Raw genomic sequence first — 14139 nt, forward strand, 5'->3', positions numbered from 1 at the left:
GCACCCGTCTCGCATTCGTTCTCGTATTGGTCTGATCGCATGCCACGGATGGCGCGCTCCGCGCCGTCCGCGCCCCGTCTGAATCCTCAGTTCAAATCGCGCTCCGCAGTCGCCGCAGCGTGCTCCGCCTCGCTCATTTATCGCTAAGTCTCGCGTCGCATCATGCATCGCATGGAGTAACGCAACGACGGAGGCACACGAAATGATCAGGCACATTCTGGTAGCGGTCGGCACGAACCCGGACAACAGCGTATTGAAGTCCGCCATCGACAAGGCCCGCCACACGGGCGCACGGCTGACGGCCGTGTATGTCGTCGATACGATGCCGTGGTGGGCGATGGCGGGTGTCGAGCACGGTTGCCTCGAGTCGATACAGATGGTCGAGGAACTGGAGCGCACGGTCGAGCGCCGCTGCAACGAAGTGTTCGAACTCGACGCATGGGACATTCATACGCAGTCCGTCACGGTGCCGCTCGAAGGCGGCAGCGTGGGCCGCAGAATCGCACGGTTCGCCGATGAACTCGACGCGGACATGATCGTGGTCGGCGCGGGGCATGGCTCGAAATGGCGCTTCTGGGAAGAGCGGATGAGCGACGTGATCGCGCGCTGCACGCGTCGCGCGGTGCTGGTCTCGGCAACAGCCGATACGCGCCGCGACGGGCCCGCGGACGACCAGGCACATCGCCGTCAGCAGGCCAGGGCGAGCGGATCCGCTCGCGCGCAAACGCTTTGAGCGGGCTACGCGCCGCCGATCAGCTTCAGCCCCGCCGGCAACGATTCGCCGAATACGCGGCCGGTGTCGGCTTCATCGAGCGCGACGGTCTCGCGGACCATCTGGATCCACGTGGGCGCCGCGCCGAGCGTTTCGAGCCGCCGTATGACCGTTTCGCGCGCGGCGTCGGGCAGGTCGCGCGAACGGTCGCCCGTCATGCGCGACAGCTGCACGGCAGCGAACGCCGCGGGTTCGACCTTCTTCCAGTCCAGCGCAAGCACGGCTTCGAGCCAGTTCAGCGCGACCTCGGGCGGCACGACGCCATGCGCGCTGCCGTAGAACGGCAGGCGCGCGCCAATCCGCCCGATGGCCCACCACGTCGGATGATTCTCCGAAGGCTTGCGCAACCGTTCGAGCAATTGCTGCGCGAGCGCGATCTTGCGCTCCACCGAAATGCGCTCCAGCGAAGCCTGCACGCGAATCATGTCCGCATAGCCGACCTTGGCGGGATCGAACGGCAGCTTCTGTTTTTTGATGCTCGCGGCCTGCAGGAACTCCATTGCGTCGAGCAGTTGCAACTGCGCATCCTCGCTCAGGCCGCCTGCCGCGCGACGCCATAGCGTCCACCATTCGGACCACACCTGGCTTTCGTGGATGTACTGGATGCCGTCGTCGAAAATCGACCACAGCTGCTCGACGCGCCATTCGTCGAGCGGATAACCGAAGCCTGGCCGCAGGCAATAGCCCGCGAGATTGAGCCACAGCCGCTCATGATCCGCCGAGCGGCGCCGGCGCTTGGCGCGCTCCCACAATGCACCGAACAGTTCGCGCAAGAGCGCTACGTCCCAGTTTTCGCGCGGGCCGAGCGTGTGTTCGAGCTGCGCGCGCAGACGTTTGACCTCGCTGGGCCCGACATTCGACGAACGCGCGCCGAACGCGCGCTCGATCAGCTCGATCGCCTGACCGAGCGACGCGTGGCGTGCGCTTTCGCCGCCTTCATGGGGCGTCGCAGACGCCTCGTCGCGCCGCAGTTCGAACTGCAGCAGCCAGCGTTGCGACGGGTCGTCGGTGGCGATGCAGTTCACTTCGAGCGTGCCGACTTCGGTGATCGACGTGGTGAGCTTCACGGGCCGCTCGTCGGCATCGGATGTCTGCTGGCGTTGCACGACGGTCGCGATGGGCGGCAGCCGGATGAAATCGCCTTGCGACAGATCGGTGAGTTCGCCGGGCGTGAAGCGCGTATCGGCAACTGTCGACATCAGATGAAAACGCACTGGCTGCCCGAGCCGCAGCGCGAACACGCGGTCGTCGAGATGCACTTCGTGCGCTTCTTCCGTGCCGCGCGGCAACAGGCAGATGCCCTGATCGCCTTCGAGCACGAGGAAATAGCTGCGCGCCGAGCCGCCGCCGATGCGCGGCGCGTTGCCCGCGCGCGCGAGCCCATAGGCGACCGCGCCGCGCGCGACGGCGACGTCGGGATGATCGTTCTGCAATACATGCAGCGGTTTGCCGCGCCAGCTGCCGAGCGTGTCGGCGAGTCTTCGCGTCAGCGCGTGCGCGCGGAATACGCCGCCGTTCAGCAGCAGTGTGTCGGGGACGGGCAGCGTGTCGTCCGGGTTCTCGACAGCCGGGCCGAGCGCCTCGCGCGATTGCGCGGCGAGCCGCTTCAGAAACGCCGCGACGTGCCGCGTGACGGCGGCGTCGCTGGCATACGGCAGGCCGAACTCGACGATGGCGGCGCGCGAGCGGCGCGGCATGTCGTCGGCCGACACTTGCGGAAAGAATCCGTCGACCACGATGCGCGCGATCTCGTCGCGCGTCAGATGCGTGGTGCGCGCGCCGCCGATCAGGCGCGAGCCCGAGCCGAGCAGCGTGATCGCCACCGACTCGGGCGCGTTCGCATCGAGCAATTGCTCTTTTGCGACGCGGCAGCGCTCGACCAGTTGCGACAGACTCGCCGCCGACAGCCGCGCCTGACCGTCCTGCGACTGTGTAAGACGTGTTTCGGCCAGCCGCGCGAGCGCGAGGTCCATGTTGTCGCCGCCGAGCATCAAATGATTGCCGACGCCGATGCGCGTCAACTGCGGCTCGCCGCTCGCGTCGATGTGAACCTTGATGAGCGTGAGATCGGTCGTGCCGCCGCCGACGTCGCAGATCAACACGAGCTTCGTGTCGTTCAACGCATCCCGAAGATCGACCCGATGATGAAACAGCCAGTCGTAGAACGCGGCCTGCGGCTCTTCGAGCAGCCGCAGCGCGGGCAGCTTCGCGAGACGCGCGGCTTCGAGCGTCAACGCCCGCGCGCCTTCGTCGAACGATGCGGGCACCGTCAGCACGACGTTCTGCTGTTCGAGCGGCGCGTCGGGAAAGTGCGTGTTCCAGGCGGCGCGCACGTGTGCGAGGTAGCTCGCGCTGGCGGCGACGGGCGAGACTTTCGCGACGTCGTCGGGCGCGCCCCACGGCAGGATCGGCGCGAGCCGGTCCACCGACGCGTGGGACAGCCAGCTCTTCGCGCTGGTGACGAAGCGCCCCGGCACCTGCGCGCCGAGCGCGCGCGCAAGCTGGCCGATGACGGGCCGTGGCGCGTCATCGGCTTGCGAATCGGCCTGCGGCCAAGGCAGTTGCAGATCGCCCGGATTCAGCTCGCCCGCAGCCGGGTGATAGCGCACCGACGGCAACAGGGGCCGCGCCGCCACTTCGCCGGGCGCGACGAGCTGATCGACCTCGAACACGCGGATGTCATCGGAACCTGTTTCCACGTACGCGACGACGGTATTGCTTGTGCCGAGGTCGATGCCGACCGTGAAGCGCGCGGCTGACTGCTTCTGCTTTTGCTTCATCGAAGCCTTGACGCTCAGGCCTGCGCGCCGCCGCGCACGTCGAACTCGACTTTCCAGCGCTCGTTCGTGCCGCGCGGAATCGCTTCGAGTTCGAGCGTGCCCGCTTCCGTCACGCGCGCGTGCAGCTTGACGGGCACGACTTCGCCGACGGTGCGGCCTTCGGCGGGCAGCGACGCCTCGATCTCCTCGAGTTCCTGCAATTCATCCGGCGACCAGTAATCGAGCATCGTGCCGACCTGATCGAGACGCCGCACCGACGAACCGAAGAAGCGGAAATGCACCGGCTCGCCGACCACGAGGCCGAACTCCTGTTCCGGCAGCGGCGCATCGGTGCCTTCTTCCATCCCGAACGGCGCGACGCACAGCGCGGAAATGGGCGGCTCCATGCCGGGCACGGCGGGCATCGCCGATTCGATGGCGACGTAGTACGCCCGCGCCGTGCCGCCGCGAATGCGCACGCCGCGGCCGCGCTTCACGTAGCCGTAGTACGCCGCGCCGCGCGCGACGGCGAGATCGAGGTCCGCGCCTTCGAGCAGGCGCGCGGGCGCGGCGTTGTCGGCCGCGAGCCAGCCGTTGAGCGTCGTCATGATCCGCTCGACCAGCAGCGGCGACTTGAACACGCCGCCGTTGAACAGCACGGCCGTTGGATGCAGGAACGTCGCGCTGGCTTCGAGCGGCAACTGACCGGGCGCCTGCGTGCCCTGCAGTTCGGCGAGCGCCGCGACCTGGCGGCCGAGAAACGCCGCGAGATGACGGGTGATGCCCGCGTCCTGCGCGTACGGCAAACCGAGCTGCGTGAGGCCGGCGCGCGTGCGGGTCATCGGCCGGGCCGACGACTCGACTTGCGGGAAGAAGCCTTCGAGGATCGTCTGCGTGAGTTCGTCGCGCGTGAGCTCGGTGCGGATCGAGCCGCCGATCAGCTTCGAGCCGCGGCTCGGCACGACGAGCGGCACGGCATCCGTCGACGGATCGGACAGCAATGTTTCCTTCGCGCCACGGCATGCGTAGGTGAGGGCGCGCAGTTGCCACGGATCGGCCTGCGTGCCTTGCGACGCCAGCTTGCGCGCGACCACGTGGGCGAGCGCGAGGTCCATGTTGTCGCCGCCGAGCAGGATGTGATCGCCGACCGCGACGCGATGCAGTTCGAGATTGCCTTCGCGCTCGATCACGGCGATCAGCGACAGGTCGGTCGTGCCGCCGCCGACGTCGACCACCAGAATGATGTCGCCCACCTTGACCTGCTTGCGCCATCCGCCCGTGCTCTTCTGGATCCAGCTGTAGAGCGCGGCCTGTGGCTCTTCGAGCAGCGTCATCTGGCCGTAGCCTGCTGCGCTGGCGGCTTCCGCCGTCAGTTCGCGCGCGGCGGGATCGAACGATGCGGGAATCGTCACCGTGATTTCCTGCTGGTCGAACGGCGCATCGGGATGCGCGTGGTTCCAGGCCTCGCGCAGATGCGTCAGATAGCGCACCGAGCTTTCGAGCGGCGACACGCGCGTGACTTCAGGCGGTGCGTCGCTGGGCAGGATGGCCGCTCGGCGGTCGACGCCGGGATGGCACAGCCAGCTTTTGGCGCTCGACACCAGCCGGATCGGCGTGCCTGCGCCCCGGCTGCGCGCCATTTCGCCGACGGCGAAGCTGCGCTCGCCCGTCCACGGCAAGGCGAGATCGCCGGGCGTCAGCTCGCTTTCATGCGGCAGATACAGAAACGACGGCAGCAGATCGAGGTCTTCGATCGCGCCGGGCGCGGTCAGCTGGGTGACGGGCAGCACCTGCTGCTCGGTCTTTTCGCCGTCGCTGGCGGCGAGATCGACGTACGACAGCGCGCAGTGCGTGGTGCCCAGATCGATACCGATCGAATAGCGCGGCTCGCTCATAGTTCCACCTCGGCAGGGGCGAGCACGGCGGCGTCGTGGCTTTGCGTGAGCTTCGGCAGACGCACGTCGGCGACGCGCCAGCCGCGATGGCTGATGCTGCCCGTGAACGGCGCCTTGCCGACCACATTGCCCGTCAGGCGGATGGCCGTCGCGTCGAAGCCTTCGTTGATCGTCACGCGGCTGCCTTCGGCTTCGTCGCGCACCGGTTGAATCGTGAAGTGCTCCCGCAGCGTCGCGCGGCAGCCGTCGTGGACGAGGCGCGCGGCCGCGCCGATGTCGGCATCCGAATACTTCGCGATGTCTTCCTCGACGAAATCGATGAAGCGTGCATCGCGCTGGAGCAGGCCGAGCAACTGGAGCGCGGCCTCGGGCGTGGCTTCCTTGATGACGACGGGCGCCGGCGCCGGTGCCGGGGCGGGCGCCGGGGCTGCTACGGGCGCTGCGGCCGGTGCCGGCGTGGGCACCGCGCCGCTGCGCAGGCGCAGCACGCTGGCGGCGAAATCGCGATCGCCGAGAATGCTGAAAAATGTTCCGAAGGCAAGCGACAGCCTGCCCAGCAACGAAACGTTCGGTTCGGTCATGAAAGATCGCTCCTGATTCTTTGGGATACGGTCGCGCCGCGCGGCTGTCGCGCGGCGGCGTGGAATTCGGGGCGGACGGTGGCGGCCGCCGCTAACGGGCGGACGCGCGCTCGATATCGCTCGATATGTCCGCGTCAAAACCCGTATTTTGCCTTGTTGTGAGCCGTCGCCGGTTCCAAGTCTGATTCCTGCGCAAGTTTGGCGGCCGGATTTTACGTCCTCGCGTAAGAATAAGCGGCATCGTCCTGTCATTTTTTGCGGCGAGGATGGGAGCGTCCGGGTACGTGCAATGCGGCCTGGACGTGCGTTCGTTGGCTATGTTCGCCAGCGTTTCGTGTGGTGCGAGGACTCGGCGGGTCTTCACGGCCGCTCGGCCCGTGCGCGCTATTGCGTTCAACCGTTTCCCGGAGGCAAGCCATGAGCATTTTCAGCACGATCCTCAGCAAGATTTTCCCGTCGAGCCATCCGGCCGTCCAGCCTGCCTCGACGCCGGACGCGGCGCCAGCCGCAGATGCCGCGCCCGCGTCGGCTCCCGCTGCCGCGCCGGCGGAGCCTGTCGATGTCGAAGCGATCCTCACGGCGCTCGCCGAACAGAATTCTGAGAAGTTGAACTGGCGCACATCGATCGTCGATCTGATGAAGCTGCTGGGGCTCGATAGCAGTCTCGGCGCGCGCAAGCAGCTCGCGGAGGAACTGGACTACAGCGGCGACATGAACGATTCCGCATCGATGAATATCTGGCTGCACAAACAGGTGATGATCAAGCTCGCCGACAACGGCGGCAAGGTGCCGGACGATCTGAAGAACTGAGCGGTTCGCGCGGGCGTGTCGCGTGGCTTCGCAGGCACGCGACTTGCGGCGGCGCGGGATCATGAAGCTCGCCACGTTCAACATCAACGGCATTCGCTCGCGTTTGCCGGCATTGCTTGCATGGCTGGAACGGGAAGCGCCCGATGTCGTGTGCCTTCAGGAGTTGAAGGCGCCCGACGCGGGCTTCCCCGAGGCCGAGATCAATCGCGCCGGCTACGGTGCGATCTGGCATGGACAGACGTCGTGGAACGGCGTTGCGATTCTCGCGAAAGATGCCCAGCCTGTCGAAACGCGTCGTGGTCTGCCCGGCGATCCCGACGATACGCATAGCCGCTATATCGAGGCCGCTGTCGAAGGCCTGCTGATCGGCTGTCTGTATCTGCCCAATGGCAATCCGCAGCCGGGGCCGAAGTTCGACTACAAGCTCGCGTGGTTCGAGCGGCTGATCGCCTACGCGAAGAAGTTGCTCGATTCCGGTCATCCCGTCGTGCTGGCAGGCGACTACAACGTCGTGCCGACTGACTTCGATATCTATAACCCGCGCTCGTGGCTCAAGGACGCGCTGCTGCAACCGGAAAGCCGCGAGTGTTATGCACGGCTGCTGAAGCAGGGGTGGACAGACGCGTTGCGCGTGCGCTTTCCCGATGAACAGGTCTTCACGTTCTGGGATTACTTCCGGCAGCACTGGCAGCGCAATTCAGGCTTGCGCATCGATCATCTGCTGTTGAACGGGCAGGTCGCCGCGATGATGCGCGACGCGGGCGTCGACCGCTGGGTGAGAGGGGAGCCGCATGCTAGCGATCATGCTCCTACGTGGGTTGTGCTGGATCTCGATGCGCGCGCGGTCAATGTGAAGAAAACTGCAGTGAAGAAAACTGCAGTGAAGAAAACGGCAGTGAAGAAAACTGCTGCCAGACGAAGCGCGGCCCGAACGGCAACCGCAGCCGCGTCAAGGAAGACCGGAAAATAATCTCACGCTGCCCGAATCGACAAAGGCGTCACGCGTGGAACTTCGGCAGGACGTCGGCTGCCAACTCCTCCATCACATCCCGCACTGGCCGGTCTGAACCCAGATTCAGCGTCACATGATGCGTGCCGTTCTCGCGCATGTCGTCCAGCACAGCCAGCAACGCATGCCGTCCCGCGCGATATCCCAACGACAATGGCGTTGCCGGCTCGTGCGGGTTGTCGCTCAGATCGAGCCGCATCGCGACGCCGAACGCGCGAAACGCAGGCGCAGGCAGACGATCGACGGCCGCGCGCCACATGCTGTGCCGTGCGCGCTGCGTCTCGGGCTCGCGGTGATAGGTCATCCAGCCGATCGAATGCCGCGCGATCCAGTCGACGCTCTGTCCGCCCGAGCCGACCGCGAGCATCGGCACGGGCAACGGCGGCTCGGGCAGCAGCATGAAGTCGGGTGCATTTTCCGGCCGCAGATCGGGTATCACACGCGGCGCGTCGCCGAGTGCAGCCGCGACCGTGTCCCAGTGCGTTCGATACAGTTCGCGCCGTGCTTCGGCATCGCGCCCGAACGCGGCGTACTCAGGCGGCCTGTCGCCTGAGCCGAGGCCGAGTATGAAGCGGCCATTCGAGAGCGTCTGCACGGATCCCGCGCCCTTCGCGATATGCAGCGGATGGCGCAAGGTCAGCACGATCGCGCCGCTCGCGAGCGCGATTTGCGTGGTATGCGAGGCGAGCGCGCCGAGCAGCACCCACGGATCGAGATGCCCGACGGGATCGGGATAGTCGGCGCTGTTCAACGGCACGTCGCGCACCCAGAGCGCGCGAAAACCGAGCATGTCGGCCAGCGCCGCCAATCCGATCTGCTCGCGAAAGTCCGCGACGATCTCGCCCGCGCGCAACAAGGGCAGCGTCAGTCCGAGCGACAGACGGCCTGCGGAAAATACCCGGTGATCGATTGTGGATTTGGCGGCGCTCATCGACGGTTGCCTGCTTTGCCGCAGTCGGCAGGATGCCCGCGATGGCGGCGATTCAATGGAAGCCGATCCTAGCATCGCGCCGCAAATCCCACCGGGCAATGGACAAGGACGCACGCCCGTGCCTGCCGTCCCATTGTTTGGAATTTGGGAACTGTGATTTCAATCTATGAGCATAGAAATTCGATAGAGCTCGACTAAACTCACTCTCAATCGACGCCGCGCCAGATCCTTCCGGTTGCGACGCCTCCCTGATTCAATATTCTCTGGAGTTACGTCATGAAAACCCGCCTTATCGCAGCCTTGCTGGTCGCCGTGTCCGCCGCTGTCGCCGCTCCCGCTTTTGCATCGGGTTATGGTCCGGCGCCGTTTTATCGTCCGTCCGTTGGCGCGCCCGCTTCGCAACGTGGCGTCAGCGCGCAGACTTTCGCCGCCGAACGCAACCAGGTTGCGGCGAACGAGGCTGTTGGCGGCGTGACGGGCGCATTGTCGGAATCGGGTAGCCGTCAGCCGGCGCAAGCCGCTAACGACGTCAACGTGTTCAAGGGTCATTGATCGCTGCGCGCGGCGGGCAATGCTCGCCGCGCCCAAAAGAAGCAGGAGGTGATCCCATGAGAGCATTCTTCGAAGGCGTGGTGTTGCTGGCGGCAGTCGTCGCGTATTTTCTGCCCGCCATCGTCGCCGATGCGCGCGAACGTGAAGATGCATTCGCGCTGACAATCTTCAACGTGCTGTTCGGCTGGACCGTGATTGGCTGGATTGCGGCGTTCGTGTGGGCGCGTCATCGCGTGAGCGACAGGCGGCTCGCGAATCTCGCATCGAACACACGTCGATCGTTGGGCCGCGTGACGATCGCGAAGATCGTAGCGCGCTCGCGCCGGGCACGCGCAGCGCGCCATCAGTCGACGCTATCCGTGTAAGAAGAGGTTGAATCGATGAAACCGCCGGTCTGGATAAGGCTGGCGGTTTTGTTTTGATAGGCCTGCATCCAGTTGATATGGATGTCGAAATAAATCAAGAAAGACGCATTTGAAACGGGACTACCACAGCGCCGGTGTCCATCCTCGCAGCCGCGCATCCTGCAACGCCTCGCGCAGATTCTGCACGAACGCATCGGCGCGCTGATAGCGGCTCCGTACGCGCGGATCGTAGTTCCGGTTCAACGCGAGCACGTCGACGATGCCGCGCGTCGAAACGCTCGTGTCCAGATCGGAAATATCGGTGACCTTGGCCCACGTGCAGCGCATGATCTCGTTGCTGGGCACGGGGGTTTGACGCTCGTCGACATGCGCGGCGAACACGTGATGACAGGTGCGCGCGCCCGCGAACTCGAACAGATATTGCATGCCCGTCGCCTGAAGGCGAGTTTCTTCCATCAGTTCGCGCACGGCGGCGGCTTCGAAGCTCTCGCCGGCGTCGGTTTTGCCGCCTGGCAGCGACCAGCGCGAGTTGGCCTTGCCGACCAGCAGAATGCGCGTGCCCATCCGGCACACGACAGTCGCACGTTGCTTCACAGTGTCTCTTCCATGTAGGGACGCGAAAGCAGCGTCAGCACGCCCCATGCCGCGCGATGCGATGGCGCTCTCAGCCGCCATGCGCCCATAGTGTCCGCCGATGTTGAGTATGAGACGTGACATCTTGATGACAACGCTCGCCAAAAATGCCCCTATGCGGTGACAGGCATTGGAGAACCTGGTTCAAACGGCCGCGAGCTTTTTGTTCTGCTTCAACATGCCGTCGAAGATCGCCGCTGCCAGATCTTCCGGAAAGCCCGAGGGAAGTTGCGCGGCGACGGTATCGATCACGCGCTGCGTGGCGTGTGTAACCGAGTCGATCATTGTGTCGACGGCATCCGGCGGCAAGCCCACTTGTTGCCCTTGCGCAATCCAATGCCGCCGTAGTATCTGACTGATCAGATAATGATTGCTCGTGCCGCGCACAGCCATTGCCAGCTTCGCCTTCTGCATCGGAATGCGGTTCGCGCCGCGTCCGATGATGGGATGCGCGGACAGCACGTCGTAGAGCGGCGTCGCGCGATAACGGTTGCCCGGCAGATGCGCGATGCTGAAGTTCTTCGCGTGGCCGTCGGTGGCGGCGAGCAGCCAGAAGATCAGCTGCGTCGTGAAGAAGCGCGTGGTGTCTTCGGCGGCATCGTCCGAACCGGCCAGAATGTGCATCACGGCGTCGATGCCCGGCCCGCCGTCGGCCTGATATTTGGCAATGGGCGGCGTGCCTGTCGCCTGACACATGTCTTCCTGCGGCAGGCGTACGATCCACGTGGCGTCGCTCGACAACCTGCGGTCGAAGCGTTCGACGACGAGCGCTTTCTGATCGCCGAACCGCGCGATCTCGCACGCGGCGATAGGCAGGCCGTAGGCGGCGACGATCTGCGAACACAGCCATTCGTTTTCCACCGACGTGCGCATGTCGGCCCGCATGTTGCCGACCAGCCCCAGCGGCAGCTTCAGGATATGGGTGGTCGGCGTGCTGCCTGTGGGTAACACCCAGCGGCCCTTGTGCCGCAGCAGTGCCGTCTTTTCCTGCGCACCGGCGATGGAGAGGCGCAAGTCGGTTGCCTCGTTGCGCTGGCCGAGGGGGGCCGCCGCGGTCGTGTCGCGCAGCAGCCGCGCGATGTCATCGCCCGTCAGCGTGTCGCCGCCGATGCGGTAGAGGTGGGCGGGCGCTTCACCCGGCGGCAGCATCTGGATCGCGCCGACGCAATCGCGCCCGAGCGCGGCGAGCAGATCGAACGGCGCCGTGCTGCCCGTCCTGTAGCGCTGCGCCATTCTGCGTCGGATGGGTTCGCTGTCGGGCAACAGGTTGTCGAAAAACGCCGACACGACGGCACCGCGATACGGTTGATTGCCTGGCGTGAACGGCAGCGACAGCGACAGCGGACGGCCCTGTTCGTCGGCGATCCAGTCGTCGAAGTAGACAAGACGCTCGCCGCCGCTGGACTTTTCCCAGTAGCCGACGGCGAGTCCGTTCATCCACAGGTCGAGGCGTTGAGTCTGTGACGGGCGCCCCATGCTTACCACTGCTCCCGTTTCTTCGGTGCACTAGCCGTGCGCGGGGCGCGTGCGGCAGCGCGCGTATCCGGCGTGGCCGCGGGCTTGCGCGGTGCGGGTCGGGCGCCTTGCGCGGCCACGCCTGTGGGCGCGCGTTGCATCGCTTTCAGGGCGGGTGCGGCGCGTTCAGTTGCGGGCTGCGCTGCGTGTTTGCGCGCCGCTGGTTTCGGCGCCGTTTCCGGCGCTGCTTTTGTCGCTGCTTTTGACGCGGCAGGGCGCGATGCGCTCACGCGGTTCGACGATGCCATCTTTGCCACGGGCGCCGCTCTTGCGAGCGAAGGCTCGTCCTGACTGAGCGTGATCCCGGCGTTCAGCAGCCGCAAGACCTTGAAGAGCCGCTCGACCCCTGCGGCGGCGGGGTCTGCCTCGAACTGCGCATAGCTTTGCTGCGTGATGCCGAGCCGCTCGGCGATCATGGCCTGCGTGAGTCCTGCGGCTTTGCGAAAGCCGCGCAGAACGGGTCGCAACTGGCTGAGCGTCTTGACGGAATAGTCCACGGCTGGTCTCGATTAGACGGATAGATGCGGGTAGAGCTTCAGCACGCCGCTGGCGCCGAACGCGCTGCCTCTGCCGATACAGAATACAGGTCAAAGCCTGTATTAGCAAGATACAGTCTATAAACTGTAAATAAAAAATACAGTCCAAAACCTGTATCGATGGGAAGGAACGATGTGCGCTGCGCCGCAGTGCAAGTTTTGCGTCGCACACGGGTACGTAAAGTGCTGACAAAGGCTGACTCCGCCGCGCGATCAGGCAACGGCGAACCGACCGATAACAACGGAGGTAAGGCCATGAGCGATTCAAACTCTTCGAATGCACCCGATCCCACACGCCGCAAGATCCTGGCAGCGCTCGCGGGCAGTGTCGCGTTATCGGCGTGTGGTGGGGGAGGGGGCGGCGGCTCGTCGGGCAGCGCGGGTTCGACGAACGGCATTCCGCCCGATCGCGCAAGCCTTCCACGGCCGGCGTTGCCGGCTCCCGCCACGTCGGGCATCGATCACATCGTGCTCGTCACGATGGAGAACCGTTCGTTCGATCATATGTTTGGCTGGGTGCCGAACGCGGAGCATCAGCAGGCCCGCCAGTTTACCGACGCATTCGGTCAAACACGGTCGTCGTTCGCGTTGACGTCGAACGACGCGTACGGTTTCCAGGCTTGCAGTTTTTCCGACCCGAACCATCTGTATAGCGCAGGGCGCACGCATCTTGCCAACGGTGCGATGAATGGCTTTCTGCTCACGCCGGGTACGAGCCTCATGCGCGGCGACCTGCTGCCCATCGGCTATCTCGGCGCAGGCGATCTCGACTTCTACCGCGGCGCCGTCCCGCAATACACGGTCTGCGACTATTACATGAGCGGCATTCTGTCCGCCACGTTTCCGAACCGTCTCTATCTGCATAGCGGCGAGACCGACCGACTCGACGACAGCGTCGATACGTCGACGCTGCCGACCATCTGGGACCGGCTCGATGCGAAGAGCGTCTCATCGACGTATTACTTCCACGACGTTCCGTTCACCGCACTGTATGGCTCACGTTATGTCGGCCGCTCGAAACTGTTCGCGGAGTTTCTCTCGGATGCGGCCTCCGGCAATCTGCCGTCGTTCTGCATGGTCGATCCCAGTTTCGCGGGCGAGGCGCAAGGCACGTCGAACGACGATCATCCGCACGCCGACGTGCGCAACGGTCAGGTACTGCTCGGCCGGATCTATGACGCGCTGCGCACCAGTCCGAACTGGAGCACGACGCTGATGATTCTCGTGTATGACGAGTGGGGCGGCTTCATGGAGCACGCGGTCCCGCCTGTCAAGCCCGTATCGGCGGCGGAGCAGGCTGTCGGCAACGACGGACGGCTCGGCTTTCGCGTGCCGTGCATGCTACTCGGGCCGCGCGTGCGCGCGAACATGGTGTCGCGCTATCCGTTCGATCCCAGCTCGATTCATCAACTGATTGCGTGGCGCTTCGGCCTCGATCCGCTGGGCGTGCGCGCGAGCGACACGAGCACCTTCAACATGGCGTACGCGCTCGACTTCACCGACGCCGCGCGAACCGACGCGCCCGCGATTGCGGTGACGCAAGGCACGTTCGGCGTCGCGTGCTCGACAGCGGGCATCATTCCGGGGCTGGGCGGCGTCGATCACAGCCAGCAGGTGCCGTCTACCTCGGACTCGCAGGTGGCACCTGAGGCAGCATCTCAGGCAGCATCTCAGGCAGCGGCGGCCAACGCGCCCGGCGGACGCTTTGCCGACTTGCGCGCGAAAGCGACCGCGCTAGGATTCCCTGGCGGAATGTAAATTCTGCGCGCTGTTTGCACGGC

General features: G+C 65.3%; 13 protein-coding genes. 6 read left to right on the forward strand and 7 right to left on the reverse strand.

What is annotated here, in order from left to right; translation table 11 throughout:
* The first annotated feature begins 202 nt into the window (after positions 1-202).
* A complete protein-coding gene (locus KFO72_RS09010) occupies positions 203-733 on the forward strand; it encodes a universal stress protein (protein ID WP_054934868.1) in 531 nt (176 codons plus the stop codon).
* A gap of 5 nt (positions 734-738) precedes the next feature.
* Here KFO72_RS09010 and KFO72_RS09015 read toward each other — a convergent pair whose 3' ends face one another.
* From KFO72_RS09015 to KFO72_RS09025, 3 genes are read right to left on the reverse strand one after another with little or no spacing between them, the layout of a single operon-like run.
* The gene (locus tag KFO72_RS09015; protein WP_225031918.1) at positions 739-3552 is read right to left on the reverse strand and encodes an Hsp70 family protein; all 2814 of its coding nucleotides are present in this window, start codon (positions 3550-3552) and stop codon (positions 739-741) included.
* Positions 3553-3566: 14 nt separating this feature from the next.
* The gene (locus tag KFO72_RS09020; RefSeq protein WP_107203521.1) at positions 3567-5426 is read right to left on the reverse strand and encodes an Hsp70 family protein; all 1860 of its coding nucleotides are present in this window, start codon (positions 5424-5426) and stop codon (positions 3567-3569) included.
* Positions 5423-6007 (reverse strand): DUF2760 domain-containing protein, encoded by a 585-nt coding sequence (locus KFO72_RS09025; protein WP_060606604.1) that lies wholly within the window; start codon positions 6005-6007, stop codon positions 5423-5425. The genes KFO72_RS09020 and KFO72_RS09025 overlap by 4 nt, the downstream gene beginning before the upstream one ends.
* A gap of 417 nt (positions 6008-6424) precedes the next feature.
* Between KFO72_RS09025 and KFO72_RS09030 the strand changes: the two genes are divergently transcribed.
* Together KFO72_RS09030 and xth are read left to right on the forward strand one after the other, a co-directional pair.
* Positions 6425-6817 carry a DUF3597 domain-containing protein gene (locus KFO72_RS09030; RefSeq protein WP_054934865.1) on the forward strand — a complete coding sequence of 131 codons (393 nt, stop codon included), beginning with the start codon at positions 6425-6427 and terminating at the stop codon, positions 6815-6817.
* A 61-nt stretch (positions 6818-6878) separates the two neighbouring features.
* Positions 6879-7787: an exodeoxyribonuclease III gene (xth, locus tag KFO72_RS09035; RefSeq protein WP_225031919.1), complete on the forward strand. Its 909-nt coding sequence runs from the start codon at positions 6879-6881 to the stop codon at positions 7785-7787.
* Between the two features lie 28 nt (positions 7788-7815).
* Here xth and KFO72_RS09040 read toward each other — a convergent pair whose 3' ends face one another.
* A complete protein-coding gene (locus tag KFO72_RS09040) occupies positions 7816-8757 on the reverse strand; it encodes a TIGR03571 family LLM class oxidoreductase (protein ID WP_060606610.1) in 942 nt (313 codons plus the stop codon).
* A 276-nt stretch (positions 8758-9033) separates the two neighbouring features.
* Here KFO72_RS09040 and KFO72_RS09045 point away from each other — a divergent pair, with 276 nt between their 5' ends.
* Both KFO72_RS09045 and KFO72_RS09050 read left to right on the forward strand, forming a co-directional pair.
* Positions 9034-9309: a hypothetical protein gene (locus KFO72_RS09045; protein ID WP_225031920.1), complete on the forward strand. Its 276-nt coding sequence runs from the start codon at positions 9034-9036 to the stop codon at positions 9307-9309.
* A gap of 56 nt (positions 9310-9365) precedes the next feature.
* Entirely contained in the window at positions 9366-9674 is a 309-nt protein-coding gene (locus tag KFO72_RS09050; protein WP_054934861.1) for a superinfection immunity protein, read from the forward strand.
* Between the two features lie 120 nt (positions 9675-9794).
* On the opposite strand, the gene KFO72_RS09055 is transcribed toward KFO72_RS09050, so the two are convergent.
* From KFO72_RS09055 to KFO72_RS09065, 3 genes are all read right to left on the reverse strand, one after another.
* Positions 9795-10268, reverse strand: a complete 474-nt coding sequence (locus tag KFO72_RS09055) for an NUDIX hydrolase (RefSeq protein ID WP_224101070.1) — start codon at positions 10266-10268, stop codon at positions 9795-9797.
* Between the two features lie 183 nt (positions 10269-10451).
* Positions 10452-11783: a type II toxin-antitoxin system HipA family toxin gene (locus KFO72_RS09060; RefSeq protein ID WP_225031921.1), complete on the reverse strand. Its 1332-nt coding sequence runs from the start codon at positions 11781-11783 to the stop codon at positions 10452-10454.
* Between the two features lie 2 nt (positions 11784-11785).
* Positions 11786-12319 carry a helix-turn-helix domain-containing protein gene (locus KFO72_RS09065; protein ID WP_225031922.1) on the reverse strand — a complete coding sequence of 178 codons (534 nt, stop codon included), beginning with the start codon at positions 12317-12319 and terminating at the stop codon, positions 11786-11788.
* Positions 12320-12613: 294 nt separating this feature from the next.
* Here KFO72_RS09065 and KFO72_RS09070 point away from each other — a divergent pair, with 294 nt between their 5' ends.
* On the forward strand, positions 12614-14116 hold the full coding sequence (locus tag KFO72_RS09070) for an alkaline phosphatase family protein (protein ID WP_225031923.1): 1503 nt from the start codon (positions 12614-12616) through the stop codon (positions 14114-14116).
* The last annotated feature ends 23 nt before the right edge of the window (positions 14117-14139 follow it).

This window comes from Paraburkholderia sp. XV (genome assembly GCF_020177535.1).
GTDB lineage: Bacteria > Pseudomonadota > Gammaproteobacteria > Burkholderiales > Burkholderiaceae > Paraburkholderia > Paraburkholderia caribensis.

Excerpts from the sequence above, each read along its gene's own strand:
- KFO72_RS09060 (WP_225031921.1), bottom strand. The coding sequence starts at position 11,783 with ATGGGGCGCCCGTCACAGACTCAACGCCTCGACCTGTGGATGAACGGA.
- xth (WP_225031919.1), top strand. The coding sequence starts at position 6,879 with ATGAAGCTCGCCACGTTCAACATCAACGGCATTCGCTCGCGTTTGCCG.
- KFO72_RS09045 (WP_225031920.1), top strand. The coding sequence starts at position 9,034 with ATGAAAACCCGCCTTATCGCAGCCTTGCTGGTCGCCGTGTCCGCCGCT.
- KFO72_RS09025 (WP_060606604.1), bottom strand. The coding sequence starts at position 6,007 with ATGACCGAACCGAACGTTTCGTTGCTGGGCAGGCTGTCGCTTGCCTTC.
- KFO72_RS09040 (WP_060606610.1), bottom strand. The coding sequence starts at position 8,757 with ATGAGCGCCGCCAAATCCACAATCGATCACCGGGTATTTTCCGCAGGC.
- KFO72_RS09010 (WP_054934868.1), top strand. The coding sequence starts at position 203 with ATGATCAGGCACATTCTGGTAGCGGTCGGCACGAACCCGGACAACAGC.
- KFO72_RS09030 (WP_054934865.1), top strand. The coding sequence starts at position 6,425 with ATGAGCATTTTCAGCACGATCCTCAGCAAGATTTTCCCGTCGAGCCAT.
- KFO72_RS09015 (WP_225031918.1), bottom strand. The coding sequence starts at position 3,552 with ATGAAGCAAAAGCAGAAGCAGTCAGCCGCGCGCTTCACGGTCGGCATC.
- KFO72_RS09020 (WP_107203521.1), bottom strand. The coding sequence starts at position 5,426 with ATGAGCGAGCCGCGCTATTCGATCGGTATCGATCTGGGCACCACGCAC.
- KFO72_RS09070 (WP_225031923.1), top strand. The coding sequence starts at position 12,614 with ATGAGCGATTCAAACTCTTCGAATGCACCCGATCCCACACGCCGCAAG.
- KFO72_RS09050 (WP_054934861.1), top strand. The coding sequence starts at position 9,366 with ATGAGAGCATTCTTCGAAGGCGTGGTGTTGCTGGCGGCAGTCGTCGCG.